Here is a 19500-nt window from a genome sequence, read left to right as displayed (position 1 = left end):
ATCGGGCCTCGTGGCCTCATTCGGGCAGGTCGTCGAGCGCGAGCAGCGCGAAGCTCGCCAGCCAATGCTCGCCCATATAATCGTCGCCGAGATGGGGTAGGGCCGCTGCGACGTGGCGCGCAGCGGCGTCGGCGGCGACCTGCCGAACGGGATGATCGGGCGGCAGGGCCGAGGCGATGGCGCGCCAGTTCCACGCGCGGCTGAGGTTGAGGCCGTCGAGATGGGCGATCTTGCCGTCGCTGCGATCGGACACGAAAGCGGGCGTGAGCAGCATCTCCGGAACCACCGGCAGGAAAACGTCGAACCAGGCGATGAAGCGATCCGGTGGCAGGACTTCGCGCATCAGATGCGCCTCGCTGAGCGCGGGGGAGAGGAATTCGTCGCCGCCGGGTTCCCACGCCTGGCAGCCGCGATCCTCGCCGAACCAGTCGAGCGCGCGCGTTTCTATCCGCGTGCGGAGTGCGGGATCGTGGCGCTTCGCCCAGCGATGGGCGTGGACCAGCGCGAAGCTGCTGTTGAAATGGGTGCCCACCCGGATCGGATAGGTCAGCTTCGGCAGATAGGCAGTGAAGCGCGCGGCGAAGGCTTCCGCCAGTGGGGCAAGCGTTCTGGCCCAGCGATCCTCGGCATGGCGGCCGAGTTCGTCGTGGAGCGCGAGCAGCCAGCCCCAGCCATAGGGCCGCTCGAATCCGCCCGAGGCCGGGCGCGCCAGATAGGCGAGTTCGCCCGCGACCTTGTCCGGGACCAGCATCGCATCGGCCCGCGCGCGGATTTCATCCGCCTGTGGCAGATCCGGGAAACGGCGCAGAAGCCGCATCACCTGCCACCAGCCATGGACGCAGCTGTGCCAGTCGAAGCTGCCGTGGAATATCGGATGGAAGTCGATCGGCGCGCGCACGTCCTCCGGCCCGGTCATCACATGGTCGAGCTTGTACGGCCATTGACGGCCAAGATGGCCGAGCGTCATGGCGGCGAAGGAGGAAGCGAGCGCGGGGGTGAGAGTCACCGTCATAAGAGATTTCCGGGCGGGGTCAGCGGAAGGCGAGCCAGTAGAGCAGCGCGATATTGACCGCGAGCAGCGGCAGTGCGGTCGGGATCTGCGCGCGAATGACGGCGTTGCGGTCCTTCAGGTCGAGCAGCGCCGCCGGGACCAGATTGAAGTTGGCGGCCATGGGGGTCATCAGCGTGCCGCAGAAACCGGCGAGCATGCCGATCGCCGCGACGATCGCGGGATCGCCGCCCGCACCCTGGATCAGCAGCGGGATGCCCACCGCCGCCGCCATCACCGGGAAGGCGGCGAAGGCATTGCCCATGACGATCGTGAACAGCGCCATGCCCAGCGTGTAAGCGAGCACCGCGCCGATCAGGCTGCCCTGCGGGATCATCGCGCCGACCAGCCCGCCGACGACCTCGCCGACTCCGGCGAGCGCGAAGACCGCGCCGAGGCTCGCCAGCATCTGCGGCAGGACGGCGGCCCAGCCGACCCCGTCCATCAGCCGCCGGCCCTCGTCGAAGGCCGTCATCGGGCGCGGCCGAAACCAGAGGAGGGCGGTGCCGAGCGCGAGGATGACGCCCAGGCTCAGCGCGACGAGGGTTGCCTGCTTCGTGTCGATCGCGCCCGGCAATTGCTTGAAGATCAGCGTGCCGACCAGTGCCGTGATCGGGATGATGAGTGCCGGCACGAACAGCCGGTTGCGCCGCCGCGCTGCTTCTGCGCTGCGCTCTTCGGGCGAGGTCGAGGCGGACGCGCCGCGCCCCATCAGGCCGAGACCGGCGATCGCAACGAGACCCAGCACGAGGGCGCCATTGCCGAGATCACCGAGACGGTCACCGGCGATCAGGCTCAGCGCGATCAGCGCGTAGAAGCCGGCATTGCCGAGCCGCTTCGCATTGCTGCGGTCGTGCAGCGCCGAGGCGGCGAAGGCGAGGAAGATCAGCCCGGCGAAGGGATAGACCGCGTTGAGCCCGATCATCGGCGCGTCCTCCGCCGGTCGAACAGCCACAGGCGCAGGCCGTGGATCAGGAAGGCGGCGATCGCGGTAGGTATCGCCCAGACCGACAGGTGCAGCGGCTCGATCGCATAGCCATAGGTTTCGAGCACGCCCTTCATCAGCAGGATCGACCCGATCGCGATGAAGATGTCCTCGCCGAAGAAAAGGCCGATATTGTCGGTCGCGGCGGCCATGGCGGCAGCTTCCTCGTCGCGCTCGGCCTCGCCGCTCTGCTGTTGCGCGGCGGCTTCCGCCATCGGCGCGACCAGCGGACGGACGGTCTGCGCATGACCGGCGACCGAGACGAGGCCGAGCGCCGCCGTGATCTGCCGGAACGCCAGATAGCCGAGCAGCAGCCGTCCGACGGTGAAGCCCTTGAGCCCGGCGATCAGCGTCCGCGCACGCTCCTGCAGCCCGTGGCGTTCGAGCAGGCCGATCACCGGCAGCACCATGTAGATGACGGTGACATAGCGGCTGTCGTTGAACGCCTTGCCGAAGGCGGCGAGCAGGTCGAGCGGCCCGATCCCGGCGGCGAGCCCCGTCGCCATCGCCGAGGCGAGCACGACCAGCAGCGGGTTGAAGCGGAGCAGGAAGCCCGCGACGATGATGACGATGCCGGACAGGACCAGCATCAGGCGTTCCTCAAGCCGCAGCCACCACCGCCGGGGGTCTCGATCACGAACAGGTCGCCCGCTTCCAGCTCGGCCGAGGCGGTGGCAGGCAGCTCCTCGACCCGTCCGTCGGCGCGCTCGATCTGGTTGATGCCGGGCTGCCCGTCGCCTCCGCCGTGGAGGCCGGGGGGCGCGGTGCGGCGGCGGTTCGACAGGATGTCGACATGCATCGGCGCGTGAAAGCGGATGTGCCGGACCGCGCCTTCACCGCCATGCCATTGCCCGGCTCCGCCCGATCCGGTGCGGATCGCGAAACGCTCGACCAGCACCGGGAAGCGGCTTTCGAGGATTTCCGGGTCGGTCAGGCGGCTGTTGGTCATGTGGGTCTGCACGGCGGCGCAGCCGTCAAAGCCGGGGCCTGCCCCCGATCCGCCGGCGATCGTCTCATAATATTGGTGGGTCGCGTCGCCGAAGGTGAAGTTGTTCATCGTCCCCTGGCTGCCCGCCATCGCGCCGAAGGCCAGCAGCAGCGCGTCGGTGATCGCCTGGCTGGTCTCGACATTGCCGGCGACCACAGCTGCCGGGTGGCGCGGGTTGAGCATCGATCCCTCTGGAACGTGGAGCGCCACCGGGCGCAGGCAGCCGTCGTTGAGCGGGACGGGCTGGTCGATCAGAAGGCGCACCGCATAGAGCGCCGCCGCGCGCACCACGGACAGCGGCGCATTGTAATTGCCGGGCAGCTGCGCACTCGTCCCGGCAAAGTCGATGTGTATCGCGCTGGCCTCGCGGTCGATCCGGACAGCGACGCGGATGACTGCGCCATTGTCCATCTCCACGGCCGCCTCGCCGTCGCGCAGGTTCGGGATCAAAGCCCGGACGGCGGCCTCCGCGTTCGCCTGCACATGCTCCATATAGGCCGATACCGCCGCGCGTCCCTGGCTGATCGCCAGCGCGCGCAAGGCGTCTGCGCCGCGCGTACAGGCGGCGATCTGCGCGGCGAGGTCGGCGATATTCTGGTCGGGGTTGCGCGCGGGCCAGCGATCGTCGGCGAGGATCGCGCGCATGTCGACCTCGCGGAAGTGCCCCGCATCGACCAGCAGCACATTGTCGAGGATGATGCCCTCCTCGTCGATCGTCCGGCTGTTCGACGGCATCGACCCGGGGCTGATCCCGCCGACATCGGCATGATGGCCGCGCGCCGCGACGAAGAAGGCGGGCGCCGTATCGTCCGGTTCGACGAAGACCGGCATGATGACGGTGATGTCGGGCAGATGGGTGCCGCCCTGATAGGGCGCGTTGAGCGCATAGGCGTCGCCCGGCTTCATGCCGCGCCCGTCGCGCCCGTCGCCGCGCCGGGCGATGATCGTACGGATGCTGTCGCCCATCGAGCCGAGATGGACGGGGATGTGCGGCGCATTGGCGACCAGATTGCCGGCGGCGTCGAACAGCGCGCAGGAGAAATCGAGCCGCTCGCGGATGTTCACCGACGAGGCGCTCTGGCGCAGCGCCGCCCCCATCTCCTCGGCGATGGCCATGAACATGCCCGCGAAGATCTCGAGCCGGATCGGATCGGCCTCGACGCCCTGCTCGAAACGCGCCGATTGCGGGCGAGGGGCCGTTCGATCGAGGATCAGGTTGCCGAGGCCATCGACCGTGGCGCGCCAGCCTGGCTCGACGGCGGTGGTCGCGACCGGATCGACGATCAAAGCCGGCCCGTCCACCGCGAAGCCGGCGGGCATCGCCGCCCGGTCGAACAGCGGCGTCGCGCGCTCGGCCCCGTCCATCCAGCAGCGGACGGTCGCAAGCGGCCTCGGCTCTTCGAGCGGCAGGGTAACGACCGCCTCCGTGCCGGTTGCCCCCTTCACCAGCGCCTCGACCCGGACCGCATCGACGATCGGGTCACCCTGGCCGGCAAAGCCGAAGCGGCGGGAGAAGGCAGCCTCGAACGCGGCGCGCATCGTCGCAGCGTCTGCGAGAGGCACAGGAATCGCGGAATCGCTGGCGGCATAGCGGACGAGGATGGTGGCGACGATGTTGGTAGCTGCGGGCAGCGCCATCCGCGCTTCGAGGGACAGCGCTTCGACCTCGCTGGCGAGTCCGTCCGCGTCATCGAGCCGCAGCGCGGTGCTGCGCTCGCGGATCACACCGCGATCGGCGAGGCCAATGCCATAGGCCGACAGCACGCCGGCCAGCGGGTGGATCATCACCCGCTCGATCGACAGGGCGTCGGCGACCAGACAGGCATGCTGTCCACCGGCGCCGCCGAAGCAGGCGAGGGTGAAGCGGGCGGGATCATGGCCGGCGCCGATCGAGACCGCCTTGATCGCATGCGCCATATTGGCGACGGCGATCGCGACCATCCCCTCTGCTGCCACGCGCGGATCGATATCAGTCCCGGCTTCGGCGAGCAGTTCGGCGAAGCGCGCTTCGACCGCCGTACGGTCGATCGGCTCGTCCCCCGCCGGGCCGAACAGCCGGGGGAAATGATCGGGCTGGATCTTGCCCAGCATGACGTTGCAATCGGTCACGGTCAGCGGCCCGCCGCGCCGGTAGCAGGCGGGGCCCGGCACCGCGCCGGCCGATTCCGGGCCGACGCGGAAGCGGCCCTTGTCGAAGCGGCAGATCGACCCGCCTCCGGCTGCGACCGTATGGATCTTCATCATCGGCGCGCGGATGCGGGCACCGGCGATGCGTGTCTCGGTCTCGCGCTCATAATCGCCCGCGAACAGCGACACGTCGGTCGAGGTGCCACCCATGTCGAAGCCGATGACATGATCGAAGCCCGCCGCCTGCGCGGTCCGCGCCATGCCGACGATCCCGCCCGCCGGTCCCGACAGGATCGCGTCCTTGCCGTGAAAGGCATCGCCCTCGATCAGCCCGCCATTGGACTGCATGAACAAAGGCGTCGGCCCGTCGCCCAGCGCCCGGCGAACGCCGTCGACATAGCGCTTTAGCACCGGGGACAGGTAGGCATCGACCACGCTGGTGTCGCCGCGCGCGATCAGCTTGATCAGTGGGGCCACGTCATGGCTCGCCGAAACCTGCTCGAAACCGATCTCGCGCGCGATTTCGGCGAGCGCGGCTTCATGCGCGGGGTAGCGATAGCCGTGCATCAGCACGATGGCGATGGCGCGGTAGCCGTCGGCATAGGCCTTGCGGAGCGCCGCCGATGCTGCCTCCCGGTCGAGCGGGCGCAGCACCTTGCCCTCGGCCGACACACGCTCGTCTATTTCGATCGTGCGGTCGTGCACGGGCGGGGGACGACGAATGGCGCGGGCGAACAGCTCGGGCCGTTCCTGATGGCCGATCGTCAGGGCATCGCCGAAGCCGCGTGTGATCGCGAGCAGCGTCGGTTCGCCCTTGCGTTCGAGCAGGGCATTGGTCGCGACGGTGGTTCCGATCCTCACTTCGAGCGAGGGCAGCGGTCCTGTGGGGGAGTCGGTCAGCCGACGGATCGCCGCGACCGCCGCATCGTCATAGCGCTCGGGGTCCTCGGACAGCAGCTTGGCGGTGACGATCCGCCCTGCCGGGTCGCGGGCCACGACATCGGTGAAGGTCCCGCCGCGATCGATCCAGAAATGCCAGGTCACGCAACCAGCCTAGCAAAGCGCCGTTGCGACCGGTAGCCGGTGTCCGTGCGCGCGATGCGCGGCTTTGGCGTCAGATGGCCAGCGATACGGTCACCTCATCGCCCTCCGACAGTCCCTCGCGCTTCCTGACGTCCGCCTTCACCGGCAGGATGAAGCCGCCGCTTTCCTTGTGCGGAAAGACCGACGTCTGCCAGCGTGTGGCGCCTATACGGGCGTCCACCCGGATCGAACCGAAGCCACCGATGCGACCGAGTGCGGCATAGCGCATCTCGGCCGCTGTCTGCCCGTCGATCGTTATGAAGTGCCAGCCGCCGCCCTTTCGGTTCGGCTGCCAGCACCACAGCGTCGCGTCGATGTCGAACCGATCGGCGGGCGGCACGTTGGCGCTCAGCTTGCGGGCGGGAAGACCGCGCGAGCGCCGCCCAGCTTGTGGACCACGCCGTGCCGCATCACGAAATCGACCTTCTCCATACGGGCCACATCCTCGATCGGGCTGCCGGAGACGGCGATGATGTCGGCGTCCTTGCCCGGCTCGATCGTCCCGATCGATGCGCTGCGGCCCAGCGCCTCGGCGGCGTTGACGGTTGCGGTCTTTAGGGCCGCAGCCGGGGTCATGCCGGCCTTGACGAGCAGGGTAAACTCGCGCGCGTTGATACCGTGGCGCGACACGCCGCTGTCGGTGCCGAAGGCGACCTTCACCCCGGCGGCGATCGCCTTCGAATGGCTGGCAAAAGCAACCGCTGCCGCTTCCTCGGCCTTCGGGATCACGGCCGGGGGCAGGGCGCCCGCGCGGGCCTGTTCGACGGCGGTCACCGGCGCGATCATCGTCGGCACGAGCCAGGTGCCGTTCGCCTTGAACGCCTTGATCGCCTCGTCGTCGAGGAAGGTGCCATGGTCGACCGTGTCGACGCCGGCGGCGATGGCGGCCTTGGTGCCTGCGGCGGCGTGGCTGTGGGTCGCGACCTTGCGACCCAGGCCGTGCGACGTATCGATGATCGCCTTCATCTCCTCGTCGGTCATCGCCCGGCCGAGGCCGCCCGAGACGTTCGACAGCACGCCGCCGGTCGACATATATTTGATCACCTGTGCGCCGAGCGCGACCTGCTCGCGCACCGCACGGCGGCAATCGTCGGGGCCGTCGCAGGTGTTGGTCGCATGCTGGTGCATCGCCTCGGCGAAGGTTTCGGCAAGGCCGTTGGTGCGGTCGCCATGGCCGCCGGAGACCGAGATCGGCGCGCCCGCATTGACGATGGTCGGTCCGGCAATGTCGCCGCGCTCGACGCCCTCGCGCATCGCACGCATGCCGCGCGCATTGCCGCCAAGGTCGCGCACCGTGGTGAAACCGGCCTCCAAAGTGGTGCGGGCATTGCCGATCGCGGTCAGCATGTCGTCCGCCTCGTCGCGGTTCAGCGCGGTCATCCGTGCGCGCATCGGATCGCCGCCGATGCCCCACAGGTGAACGTGCATGTCGACCAGCCCCGGCATCACGAAGCGATCCTTCAGGTCGACCAGCGTCGCGCCCGGCAGCGGATCGGCATAGCCATCGCGGACTTCGGCGATCTTGCCGTCGCGGATGACGATCGTGCTCGGCCCGCGCGGCGCCTTGCCGGGTTCGGCCAGCAGCGCGCCGGCGTGAATCATCGTCACCTGCGGGGCGGCGGCGATGGCCTGGGGCGCGGCAGCGGCCAGGAGCAGGGCGGTGGCGAGAGCGATCGATCGGCGCATTGGAAGTCCCCTGTAGCGTGATGACAAACTGCTAACCGCTTTTTACGGCGATGAAAATCGCTGTCGGCAGAGGGGCTCGCATCCGGCCATCCGGGCTACGGTCCGGGGGCGCCATCGCCCCGATCATCGCGCGGCCACTGGCCGGTCTCAGCTGACCGACAGGCGATAGGTAGTACTACTGCAGTAAGCGTCCCGAATTGCGACAGGGCAGGGAATAGGCCACATGCGGCGCCTAGGCGGACGCACGCCTCTCCTCCCGGGAGGCATCCCCCAGCGTCTGCCTTATGGCCGCAGGGCTCCCCCGAAAGTGAACGATTCCCCCGTCGTTCACCCCTGCGGCCGCCCCCTCCCTACCATCGCTGATCCTCGAACCTGAGGGCGATCCGCACGCCCCCTCCGGCGCGGGGCGCTGTCGGAAAGGTATCTTCCGCAGATCGTATTTTCCCCAATATTCGTCCAAAGCCGTCAGAGCATAGAGAAAACTATCTTGATAGTTCAATAGGTTAATAAAAGATTTACCGGGACTTTCGGGGTTTTGCAGCGGATGGAAGGGCTGCCCTATGAGCGAACGGCAAGATCAGGGTGTTGGCATGGAACGGCGGCTGGATTTCATTCGGCTGACGGATGAAAATTATGAGGCTTTTCCGAAGATTCGTGCGGTGCTCGCCGAATATGCGTCCGATGCCCTGGACGATCTCTATCGGCATATCGCCGAGACTCCCGAAATCGCGTCTTTCTTCGCCTCGAAGAAGCATGCGGACCACGCCCGCGACAAGCAGCTGGAGCATTGGCGGGAACTGTTCGCACGGCGAATCGACGCCCAATATTTCGTGCGGGCGGAGCGGATCGGGCAGGTTCATGCGACGATCGGGCTGGAGCCGACCTGGTATATCGGCGGCTATGCGGCCGTCCTCGAACGCGTGATCGAGCGGGTGCTCACGCAGGGCCTGTTGACGCGGTTGAACGGCCGGGCGCTCAGCGACATGCTCGGTACGCTGGTCAAGACCGCGCTGCTCGATATGGACGTCGCGCTGTCATCCTATTTCCGCGTCGAAAGCGAGCGTCGTGCAGCGGTGGTCGACAAGCTCGGTACGGCGCTGCACCGGCTTGCCTCCGGCGACTTCACCGTGCGGCTCGAAGATCTTCCCGAGGATTATCGCAAGCTGGCGGACGATTTCGAGACGATGCGCGCCCAGATGGCCGAGACGATCGGACGGGTCGCCCGCTCGTCCGACAGCATCAGCATCGGCTCGGCCGAGATCAGTCAGGCGTCGGACGATCTCGCCCAGCGGACCGAGCAGCAGGCAGCCAGCCTGGAGGAGACGGCCGATGCGATGAAAGAGATCACCGATGCGGTGCGCACTACCGCATCGGGGGCCGCCTCGGTCAACGACACGGTCGGCAAAGCGCATCTCGAAGCGTCTCAGGGCGCCGAGATCGTCCAGGAGGCGGTCATGGCGATGGGCGATATCGAGTCCTCCGCCCGGCAGATCGCGCAGATCGTGGATCTGATCGACGGCATTTCCTTTCAGACCAATTTGCTGGCGCTGAACGCCGGCGTCGAGGCCGCGCGGGCGGGCGACTCCGGGCGCGGTTTTGCAGTCGTGGCGAACGAAGTGCGGGCGCTTGCGCAACGATCGGCGGATGCGGCCCAGAACATCAAGGGTCTGATCGAGACATCGTCCCGCCAGGTTGAGCGCGGGGTCGATCTCGTCGGGCGAACCGGCAGGGCGCTCGAGCGGATCGCCGGCCGCGTCGGCGAGATCAAGGTACAGGCGGGCGAGATATCGGAGGCCGCCGAGGTTCAGGCGGGCCGGCTCGGACTGGTCAGCGGGGCGGTGTCGAACATGGACCGGATGACGCAGCAAAATGCTGCGATGGTGGAGCAGTCCAGTGCTGCCGCCCGGACGCTCGCACATGAGGCGCATGAGCTGGTATCGGCGGTTGCATCCTTCCGGCTGACGGCCGGGACCACGCAGCAGCGGCCGGTAACCGTGACCAACGTCCGCCCGTTGCGCGTCAGGACGGTGCCCGCGCCGGCCGAGGTCGCCCCCATGGCCCGGGCGGTCGGCGACGACTGGACGCAATTCTGAGCAGTCCGGGCCTACAGGGAAGGGAATGACAATGTCCAACATGCCGCAGTCCGAAAGTCGTCGGCGCGACGAGCGACATGTGACGATGTTCAAGGTAGCGAGGATCTGCGGCGTCCACGGCGAGGCGCTCTGCATAATCCGCAACTTCTCGCCCCGTGGCGCGCGGATCGAGACCAATTTTCCGGTCGATCCGGGACAGCGACTGGTGCTGCAAGTCCGGTCCGACGCCACGATAGTGTCCACGGTTCGCTGGAGCGCCGATGGCAGTGCAGGAGTCGAGTTCGACGCGCCGGTCGACCCGGCAGACTTCCTCGGGGCGGCGACGGAGCATTTGCATCCGAGCAGGCCGCCGCGCTTCTGCGCGCGGGGCGGTGGACGATTGATCGCCGCGCATGAAGAAAGCCCGGTGTTCGTGGAGAACATCTCGCTGTCGGGCGTCGGCCTCGCGCTCTCGGAGCCGATGAGCCTTTCGCCGGGCGATGTCGTCGAGCTGGCTCTGGATGGGCTGGGCGAGTTCACCGCCACTGTCCGCTGGGCGACGCCGGAGCGGATCGGCCTGAAATTCTGCTCTCCGGTTCATTTCCGCCGTCTAGCCGGCTGGCTCGGCGCAGGCGCTTCGCATGCGGCACAGGCCGGCCGCGACGGCATGATGTCGTGAGCCGATCCTGCCGCACCTTGGCGTCGACGAAGGAGGCCCTATTGTCGGTGGCCGCCCCCGTTCAGGACGTGCTGATCGCCGAACCCGCCAATGACGCAAGCGCGCGTTTCCGCGAGACGGAGAGTTGGGCATCCTTTTACCGCGAGGCGCTCGATGAGGCCGCAATCGTCGCGGTGACGGACACGCAAGGCATCATCCGCACGGTGAACCGCAAATTCTGCGAGTTGAGCGGCTATAGCGAGGCCGAACTGATCGGCGCCAACCACCGGATATTGCGTTCCGGTTATCATGATCCGGCGTTCTTCCGCGACCTTTACCGCACCATAGCGCAGGGCCAGACCTGGCATGGTGAGATATGCAACCGGGCCAAGGATGGTGAGCTCTACTGGGTCGATACGACGATCGTCCCGCATCGCGATCTCGACGGTCGGATCAACAGCTACACCGCGATCAGGTTCGACATCACGCCGCAGAAGCAGGCCGAGGAGCGACTCTGGCGGCTGGCCAATGTCGACTCGCTTACCGGCCTGCCTAACCGGATGCAGTTTCTGGGCGATCTGGAGATGCTGATCGGCGGCGTCAGCAACGAAAGCTTCGCCGTCGGGCTGATCGATGTCGACAATTTCAAGGACATCAACGACAGCCTGGGCCATGCAGCCGGTGATGCGCTGTTGAAGGAACTTGCACAGCGTGTGCAACAGGCGCTCGATCCCGACGATATCCTCGCCCGCCTCGGCGGTGACGAGTTTGCCCTGGTCCTGCGCCATTGCCCCGATCGCAGCGTATAGACGCGCCGGATTCGCCAGATCTACGAGACGCTTGATCGCCCGATCACGCTGAATGGCGAAATCCAGAGGCTCGGCGTGTCGATCGGCGTCACGCGTTTTCCCGAGGGCGGGAGGTCGCCCGGCGATCTCCTCAAACATGCCGACATCGCGCTCTACGCGGCCAAGGCAAAGGGACGGAACTGCGCGGTCTATTTCAGCGATGCGATGCGCGATGGGGTCGCGCGCCGCGCCGCGCTGCAATCGAGTTTCGAGCATGGTCTGCTCAACGATCAGCTCGCGGTGCATTATCAGCCCATCGTGCCGCTCGAGCCCGGCGCCCGGGTCAAGCTAGAGGCGCTGCTGCGCTGGCAGCATCCGCAGCGCGGGTTGCTGTCGCCTGCCGCGTTTCGCGAGGCGATGGACGATGAGCGCTTGATCGCGCTGGCCGACCGACAGCTGCTCGAACGGGTTCTGGCCGACATAGCGATATGGCGTGGGCGTGGCCGTGGGGTCGGTCGCTGTCAATGTTGCCTTGAGCGACTTCAAACAGGGCCACTATGTCAAAGTCCTGATCGACGCGGTGCGGTCCGGACGGATCGTGCCGGGTGATATCTGTGTTGAAATCACGGAGGATCTGCTGATCGGCCAGCATGGCGATCGCGTCCGTACGGCGATCGAGTTGCTGCATGGCCACAGCTTCCGGATTGCGTTCGACGACTTTGGAACAGGCTATGCCTCGCTGAGCCACCTCCGCGACCTGCCGGTGGATATGGTGAAGATCGACCGCGGTTTCATCAAGGCGCTAGGCAGCAACCCGGCGGATCGGGCCATTGTCGAAAGCGTGATCCTCTTGTCGCATCATCTCGGCAAACGCGTCGTCGCGGAAGGCGTCGAGACCAAGGTTCAGGCGGAAATCTTGCGCGACCTGGGCTGCGATTATGTCCAGGGCTTCTTCGCCTCGAAGCCGGTGCCTTTCGCCGAGGTCGAAAGCGCGATCGTCCAATGGGGCGAGACCGGACTTACGGCCTGGCTATAGCCCCGCCATGATGCCCAGCCGCACGAGCTCGCTCAGGCTGCGCGTCTGGGTGCGCTCCATGATCGCGGCACGATAGGCCTCGACGGTGCGTACGCTCAGGCCCAGGCGATGGGCGATCAGCTTGTTGGGCAGACCCTCGAGAATGCCGGTCAGCACTTCGCGCTGGCGGCGGGTCAGCGATTCGACCACGCGGACATAGCGTTCGGCCTCGGGCGAACGGGGCGCGGGCGTCCGGTCCAGCGCGATCCGAACCGCCTCGCGCAACGGCTCGGCATGGAGCGGCTTTTCGAGAAACTCGACCGCGCCGGCCTTCATCGCCTCGACCGCCATCGCTACATCGGCCTGCCCCGATACGACGATCACGGGCAAATCGAGACCGATCGACTTCATGTGGCGGACCAGGGCGATGCCGTTCATGCCCGGCATGTTGACGTCGGTCAGGATGCAGCCTGCAGTGGACTGGTCCAGCCCCCCGATGAAGGATTCGGCAGTTTCGTAGATAGATACGGGGTAGCCCGCCCCGCGCAGGATGATGGCTATGGTTTCGCTTACGCCGGCCTCGTCGTCGATGACGTGCACATGCCCCGATCCATCCTGCGCCACACTTTACCCCCTTCGCGGCCCCCCGCCGGCGAAGGCTTCGCCGACAGCGCGATGACGGCGGTCCGTTCGGACGTTCCCGCAGGAACGGTCCGTTTCGGCCCCCTATATGGAAAGTAGAGGGGGGACGCGCGGCCGCAAGCTCTATTTTGCCCGGGCAGGTTTTTGTCACGAAAGGGGACGGTGGTCAGAGGGGCGGAATCTCGTCCAGCACCTTGCGGATCTTTCGGGCCAGCTCCAGCTTGGAATAGGGTTTCTGCAGCAATGTCACACCCGCCACGAGGCGCCCGTCCTTCATCAGCGCGTCGCGCGAATAGCCCGATGTATAGAGGACGCGCAGCCAGGGCTGGTCCGCAGCCGCCGTCTCCGCCAGTTCCCGGCCGTTGAGCCCGCCCGGCATCACGATGTCGGTAAACAGCAGGTCGATGTCCTGTCGTGCGCCGAGGATGGCGAGTGCTGCTTGGCCATCCTCCGCCTCGATCACCTGATAGCCCAGGCCCTGGAGCTGGGCGACCGCATGGGCGCGCAGCACCTCATTGTCCTCCACCAGCAGGATGCGTTCATCGCCAACGGGCGGCGCCTCGTCCGTCCCCTCGCTGGCGTCGTCATCGTTCGCATCGCCCTCTGGTGCGGTCGGCAGGTGCAGCGCAAAGCAGGTGCCCCGGCCGAGATCGCTCCGGACCTCGACGAAACCGCCCGACTGCTTGACGAAGCCATAGACCATGCTCAAGCCGAGGCCCGATCCCTGCCCGGCCTCCTTGGTCGTGAAGAAGGGTTCGAAGATGCGGCTCATCAGTTCGGGGGCGATGCCGGTGCCCGTATCGCTCACTTCGATCACGACATAGTCGCCGCGGCTCGCTTCGGGATGATGCCGATAGCTGTCCTCGTCGATGCTGGCGTTGCGCGTGGCCAGGGTGAGCACGCCGCCCTCCGGCATAGCGTCGCGGGCATTGATGCACAGGTTCAGGATGGCCGCCTCGGTCTGGCCCGGATCGGCGAACACCCGGCGAAGCTCTGCCGAGGCATCGACGACGAAGCGCAGCCCGCCGCCGAGCGAGCGGCGCAGCAGCGGAATATTGCGATCGAGCAGCGTGTTGAGGTCGAAGCTTTGCGGCTCGAGTGGCTGCCGGCGCGAAAAGGCGAGCAGGCGCCGGGTCAGTTCGCCGCCCTGTTCTGCGGCGCGCAGCACCAGAGCCGCCAGCTTGCGCTGTTCCTCGTCCCGGAGCGTTTCCAGAAGGGATTCGCTGCTACCGATCATGATCGTCAGCAGATTGTTGAAATCGTGCGCCACGCCACCCGTCAGCTGGCCGATGGATTCCATGCGCTGCGCGAACTCCATCTGGCTGCGCAGCGATTTCTCCTCGGTGATGTCCTCGATCATGCACAGATGTTGCGCCACCGGTTCACCGGGCAGGGCGAAGCGAGCGATCGTCATGTGCACCCAAACGGTCTCGCCCGTCTTGCGGAGATAGCGCTTCTCGAGCTGATAACCGTCGATCGCTCCCCGCGCGAAGCGGTCCCACAGCGCAACGTCCTGGGCGAGGTCTTCGGGGTGGGTGATTGCCTGCCAGGTCAGCGTGCGAAGTTCGTCGAGAGTCCGGCCGACAATAGCTTCGAAGCGCGGGTTGACGGTATGGAAATCACCCTTGGCGGTATCCATGACCGCAATCCCGATCGGCGAAGCCTCGAACACGGCGCGGAACCGCCGTTCGGACTCGGTCAGATTGGCCTGATAGCGTGCAGCCGCATCCTCGACCTCGTCGATTTCCAATGCCAGGCCGAACTGCGCGGCGATATCCATCAGCAGCGCGCGGGCCTCCTCGTCGAAAAAATCGACGTCGCCCACATGGATCCCCATGATGGCCACGGGCTCCTTCTTGCGGCGCAGGGGAATCGACGCCATGCCTTTCCAGCCGAAACGGGCCCCGGCTTCGCGCCACGAGGCCGTCAGCGGATCCCGCGCATAATCGTCGACCCAGACGGGTTCGCCACGGCGGAAGGCGGTGCCGGTCGGCCCTAGCCCGCGTGGGTCATCGGCACGCGCAGACAGCCGGACATGGGACACATGATCGAGCGCCTCGCCCCGGATCGTCAGCGGCCCGAAGATGCCGGTTTCCTCGTCGGCGAAGCCGATCCAGGCGAGCTTGATGTCGCTGCTGCCGACCAGGATGTCGCAGATGGTTGCGCACAGATCATCGATCGGCGCGCGGCGCGCTATCGCCGCGTTGCAGGCCGCCAGCGTGGCGTACAGCCGGGCGTGGCGGCGCGACCGGAACTCATAGACCTTCTGGTTGTGGATGTCGGTGTAAGTGCCGATCATCCGCACTGGCAGACCGCCGGCATCGCGCTCGAAGATCATGCCGCGATCATGAAACCAGCGATAGCTGCCGTCGGCGCACCGGCAGCGCATCTGGCATTCGTACGAGTCCGTCTCGCCGCGCAGATAGCGCTGGAGGGCGATGCGGTTGCGCTGGCGGTCCTCGGGGTGAATGCGCGCGCGGATGCTGCGCAGGCTGCTCTGGCGTTCCTCGTCCGGATAGCCGAACATCGCGTTCAGCCGCTGCGACAGATAGATTTCCCGCCGCGACAGATTCCAGTCCCACACGCCCAGCCCAGATCCTTCGATCGCCGAGCGCCAGCGCAGTTCATTTTCGACCAGGGCGGATTCGGACCGGCGGGCGGCGGCCTCGCTCTTGGACAGCATCGCGCTGCGCCGATTGGCGGCATGGAGGGCATCGGCCAGCGCCTTCTCCATCCGCAGCTGCCGCGTGCGCCCGATGGCAAGCGGCAGGCACATCAGTATCGCGACGCTGAAGAACAGCTCCAGATAGGTGCCCCGCTCGGTCGGGCTATAGCCCGCGATCGACAGTTTTCCTTCGAGACCGGTGGTGAAGCGCAGCAGCATGCAGGCCGCGATAACGGTCACCAGAGAACCCAGTCCGGCGCCGAACAGCCCATGCCGCCATGCCAGCAGCATCAGGATCGGCACCGCCAGATAGACTCCCGGATAGCCCGGTGGCCCGAAGGTGAGGAAGAGGATCAGGAACTGAAGCAGGACCAGTGTGACTCCGATCAGGTCCATCGGTTTCGACAGGCGGTCGCGCGGCGCCGAGAGGGCGAGCAAAGGGAGGGCGAGAACGAACAAGCCGAGGAAGACGATCAGCGACCAGTCGAGCATGAAGCGGTTGTAGACGTCGGCGATGCCGAGCCCGACATTGAGGGCCATCGCTATCCCGACCTTGATCGCGGTGGTCGCCGCTCCCATCCCCGCCAGCCAGAGCAGGTGGCGAATATCGGTCAGGTCGAAATAGCGTCCCACCCGGCCGCGGATGATCGTCGCGCACAGCACGAACTGGACTGCGTTGGTCGCGGCGCTGAGCGCGTGAAGCAGCATGGCCTTGTCCTGGAACTGCGCATCGGCCGCAAAATTGCCCAGGAAGGCTGCGACGATGATCGAAAGCCAGCGGCGGCGCGAGGTGCGCAGCAGGGCGGCCAGGGCAATGCCGTTGACCAGCCAGATGCCGGGTGTCGTCCGGCCCTCGTTCGGAAAGGACAGGCAGTAGGCGGCGGCCATATAGGTAGCGAGCGCGAGCAAAAGCACTGCCAGCAGGCTGCGCCCTCCGTCGTTGCGGACCAGCAGCGCAGACTCGCGCGAAGCTCCGCTGATCGCTGCGCTCCTGATCGTCTCTGCGCCCATTCGCTCCCCACCTTGGCCCCGGTCGATCCTGTCACCCGGCGGAAAAGGGGTCCAGACTCGGTAGTTACGGTAGTCGATCCTATGCCGTTGCAACATGAGACGCCTGGGACAGACTGCCCCATGGACTTCCGGAAGCGGCGCGGCTAGGCGCGCGATATGATCCGGGGCGGGGCCTTTCTTGCAGGCAATGCGCGGCGCGTCTCTGTGCAGGCGGCGCTTGGCCTCGCCATGCTCGCGCTGTTCATGCGCGTCCTTATCCCCGCCGGATGGATGCCTGCCTCGGCCGAGCGCGGCTTCTCGATCATCCTCTGCACAGGGCAGGGCGCCATGTCGGCCTGGATCGACGAGAAGGGCGAACTCCATGAGGGCAAGCCTGGCGATGACCGGGCCTCGCATCCCTGCGTCTTTGCCGGCTTCGGTGCGGCGTTCGATCTGCGGCCTTTCGATATCGCACCTTCGCTCTTTGTCGTGCCGGTCGTGCTGCCGTTCGCTTTCGCGCGCGGCATGGGGGGCGTCGGGCATGGGCTTGCCGCGCCGCCTCCACCGCCCACCGGACCGCCTGGCGCTCTCTGAACCGTCGCTCGCCGGCCGTGCATCGTTGCGGTCGCATATGCTTGTTCAGGGGGTAGGGCCGTGATCGGCCTGCCCGATCGAGGTCCGTTCCATGTCTTTCTATCGTCATTCTCTCCTGGGCGCATCCGCGCTCGCCCTTCTGTCGTCGGTTTCCGCCCGGGCCGCCGACGAGTCCGCGTCCGATGCCGAGGACCGCGCCACGATCGTGGTCACCGCTGCATCGGTCACCGAAGAGGCCCGCCGCTCGGTCGAAAAGCGACCCGGCGGCGTCGATGTGGTCGACGCTACGGAATTCGCCGACCGCGTCGCCGTCAGCCTGCGCGATGCGCTCGCCTTTTCGCCCGGCGTCTACATGCAGCCGCGCTTCGGCCAGGAAATTCGTCTGTCGATCCGCGGGTCCGGGTTGAGCCGGGGCTTCCACATGCGCGGCCTGACGCTGCTGCAGGATGGGATCCCGATCAATCTTGCCGACGACAATGGCGATTTCCAGGAGCTCGACCCGCAGGTCTTCGAACGGATCGAGGTCTATCGTGGCGCCAATGCGCTGCGCTTCGGCGGTTCCACGCTGGGCGGTGCCATCAATGCCGTCACGCCGACCGGGCGGACCGCACCCCGGATCGAACTGCGCGTCGACGGTGGGAGTTTCTCGACGCTGCGGACCAAGGCGGCGGGGGCTTATGCCGACGAGCGGGGCGATGCCTATGTCGCGCTCACCACCGACCGATCCGACGGTGACCGGCAGCATGCGAAGCGCAGCGCACTGCGCTTCAACGGCAATGTCGGGTTGCGTCTGACCGATGCGATCGAGACGCGCTTCTATGCCACGGTGAGCAGGATCGATCAGGATCTGCCGGGCACGCTCAGCCTCGATCAGGTCCTGACGAATCCGCGCCTTTCCTTGCCCAATCTCATCGCGCAGGATCAGGAGCGCGATATCGATTCGATTCGCCTGCAGAACCGGACGACTGTCGATCTGGGCGGCGGTACGCTGGCCTTTGGCGGCTTTTACAATGCCAAGAAGCTGTTTCATCCGATCTTTCAGGTGATCGACCAGAACAGCGATGATCGCGGCCTGTTCGCCAGCCTCGATCTGGGCGGCCGCACCGCCGGAATGGATTGGGAAATCACGCTCGGCACGCAGGCGCGCTTCGGCAAGGTCGCGGCGAAGCAGTTCGTCAACATCGCGGGTAATCGCGGCGCGCCGACGGCCGATGCCCGGCAGACGGCACGAACGATCAACAGCTATGGCGAACTTCGCCTCAAGCCGATCGATCGACTGACCCTCGTCGCCGGCGGCATCTACACCCATGGCAGGCGCGAGATCGAGAACCGGCTCGTCCCGGCACGCAGCGGTTCGGCGGACTTCGATGCCTTCGCGCCGAAGATCGGGCTGCTTTATGATCTGACCGACGGTGTTCAGCTCTATTCAAACTATAACCGCTCGGTCGAACTTCCGGGCTTCAGCGAACTGAGCCAGATCCCCGCCATGGGTGTGCCCGGCTTCACGCCGGTGGGCGCGCAGAAGGCCTGGACCTTCGAGATCGGTACGCGCGGACGGCACGGCATCGCATCCTGGGATATCGGCGTGTATCGCGCCGATCTGAAGGGCGAGATGCTGCAATTTGCGATCAGCCCCACTATCCCGGCCTCGACGTTCAACGCGGGCAAGACCCGGCATCAGGGCATCGAGGCGGGGCTGGATCTCACTCTCGGCGCGCTGCTGCGGCTGCGGCAGGTCTATCAGTACAACGACTTCCGGTTCCGAGATGACGTCCAATATGGCGATAACCGGCTGCCCGTCCTGCCGAAGCACCAATATCGCGCCGAACTGCGGATCGGCATCGAGGGGCTGAATCTGACGCCCAATGTCGAATGGGTGCCGCAGGGAGCGTGGGTCGACTATCAGAACACGAAGCGCGTCTCCGGCTACACCATGTTCGGTGCGCGCGGCGAGGCGCGGGTGGCCGAGGGCGTGACCCTGTTCGTCGATGCGCGCAACCTGACCAACAAGAAGGCGGTCGGCGATATCAGCGCTATCCTGCGCTATGTCGCCAATAATCCGGCAACGGTGGCCGACGAAGGCAGTGTTGCCTTCTACCCGATCGAGCGCCGCGCCTTCTACGGCGGCCTGCGAATGACCTTCTGATGCGATTCTGGGG

The 19500-nt window shown here is 66.6% G+C and carries 14 protein-coding genes and 1 pseudogene; 7 read left to right on the top strand and 8 right to left on the bottom strand.

Translation table 11 applies throughout. From position 1 onward, the window contains the following. Positions 1–16: 16 nt before the first annotated feature. The 6 genes from ACNI3R_RS03955 to ACNI3R_RS03930 form a co-directional block, all read right to left on the bottom strand. Positions 17–1012: a DUF2891 domain-containing protein gene (locus ACNI3R_RS03955; protein ID WP_426180080.1), complete on the bottom strand. Its 996-nt coding sequence runs from the start codon at positions 1010–1012 to the stop codon at positions 17–19. 19 nt (positions 1013–1031) lie between these two features. Continuing rightward, complete coding sequence (locus ACNI3R_RS03950; RefSeq protein ID WP_426180078.1) at positions 1032–1973, bottom strand: DUF979 domain-containing protein; 942 nt, start codon at positions 1971–1973, stop codon at positions 1032–1034. Next, the gene (locus tag ACNI3R_RS03945; protein WP_426180076.1) at positions 1970–2623 is read right to left on the bottom strand and encodes a DUF969 domain-containing protein; all 654 of its coding nucleotides are present in this window, start codon (positions 2621–2623) and stop codon (positions 1970–1972) included. Before ACNI3R_RS03945 ends, ACNI3R_RS03950 begins: the two co-directional genes overlap by 4 nt. After that, positions 2623–6192, bottom strand: a complete 3570-nt coding sequence (locus ACNI3R_RS03940; RefSeq protein WP_426180074.1) for a hydantoinase B/oxoprolinase family protein — start codon at positions 6190–6192, stop codon at positions 2623–2625. Before ACNI3R_RS03940 ends, ACNI3R_RS03945 begins: the two co-directional genes overlap by 1 nt. Positions 6193–6262: 70 nt before the next feature. Beyond that, positions 6263–6571 (bottom strand): DUF1905 domain-containing protein, encoded by a 309-nt coding sequence (locus tag ACNI3R_RS03935; RefSeq protein ID WP_426180073.1) that lies wholly within the window; start codon positions 6569–6571, stop codon positions 6263–6265. 8 nt (positions 6572–6579) lie between these two features. Further along, a complete protein-coding gene (locus ACNI3R_RS03930; protein ID WP_426180071.1) occupies positions 6580–7917 on the bottom strand; it encodes an amidohydrolase family protein in 1338 nt (445 codons plus the stop codon). A gap of 560 nt (positions 7918–8477) precedes the next feature. Between ACNI3R_RS03930 and ACNI3R_RS03925 the strand changes: the two genes are divergently transcribed. The 5 genes and pseudogenes from ACNI3R_RS03925 to ACNI3R_RS03905 all read left to right on the top strand — a co-directional run bounded on the left by ACNI3R_RS03925 (position 8478) and on the right by ACNI3R_RS03905 (position 12471). Beyond that, complete coding sequence (locus ACNI3R_RS03925; protein WP_426180068.1) at positions 8478–10010, top strand: methyl-accepting chemotaxis protein; 1533 nt, start codon at positions 8478–8480, stop codon at positions 10008–10010. Positions 10011–10041: 31 nt separating this feature from the next. Then, entirely contained in the window at positions 10042–10668 is a 627-nt protein-coding gene (locus ACNI3R_RS03920) for a PilZ domain-containing protein (protein WP_426180065.1), read from the top strand. Continuing rightward, positions 10665–11624 (top strand): annotated as a pseudogene (locus ACNI3R_RS03915) (diguanylate cyclase domain-containing protein); the annotation flags it as partial. The gene ACNI3R_RS03920 and the pseudogene ACNI3R_RS03915, both read left to right, overlap by 4 nt. Before the next feature lie 36 nt (positions 11625–11660). After that, entirely contained in the window at positions 11661–12044 is a 384-nt protein-coding gene (locus ACNI3R_RS03910) for an EAL domain-containing protein (protein ID WP_426180261.1), read from the top strand. Then, positions 11929–12471, top strand: coding sequence for an EAL domain-containing protein (locus ACNI3R_RS03905; protein ID WP_426180062.1), 543 nt, complete (start codon positions 11929–11931; stop codon positions 12469–12471). The genes ACNI3R_RS03910 and ACNI3R_RS03905 overlap by 116 nt, the downstream gene beginning before the upstream one ends. On the opposite strand, the gene ACNI3R_RS03900 is transcribed toward ACNI3R_RS03905, so the two are convergent. Together ACNI3R_RS03900 and ACNI3R_RS03895 are read right to left on the bottom strand one after the other, a co-directional pair. Next, positions 12466–13050: a response regulator transcription factor gene (locus ACNI3R_RS03900; RefSeq protein WP_426180060.1), complete on the bottom strand. Its 585-nt coding sequence runs from the start codon at positions 13048–13050 to the stop codon at positions 12466–12468. The two genes, ACNI3R_RS03905 and ACNI3R_RS03900, sit on opposite strands and share 6 nt — an antisense overlap. A gap of 208 nt (positions 13051–13258) precedes the next feature. Next, positions 13259–16768, bottom strand: coding sequence for a PAS domain-containing protein (locus tag ACNI3R_RS03895; RefSeq protein WP_426180058.1), 3510 nt, complete (start codon positions 16766–16768; stop codon positions 13259–13261). Positions 16769–16924: 156 nt separating this feature from the next. On the opposite strand from ACNI3R_RS03895, the gene ACNI3R_RS03890 reads away from it, so the two are divergent. Both ACNI3R_RS03890 and ACNI3R_RS03885 read left to right on the top strand, forming a co-directional pair. Beyond that, positions 16925–17341, top strand: a complete 417-nt coding sequence (locus tag ACNI3R_RS03890; RefSeq protein WP_426180055.1) for a hypothetical protein — start codon at positions 16925–16927, stop codon at positions 17339–17341. 91 nt (positions 17342–17432) lie between these two features. Next, complete coding sequence (locus ACNI3R_RS03885) at positions 17433–19487, top strand: TonB-dependent receptor family protein (RefSeq protein WP_426180052.1); 2055 nt, start codon at positions 17433–17435, stop codon at positions 19485–19487. Positions 19488–19500 lie beyond the last annotated feature (13 nt).

This window comes from Rhizorhabdus antheiae, assembly GCF_049889055.1.
Lineage (GTDB): Bacteria > Pseudomonadota > Alphaproteobacteria > Sphingomonadales > Sphingomonadaceae > Rhizorhabdus.
This window is presented reverse-complemented; position numbering and strand designations above follow the sequence as displayed.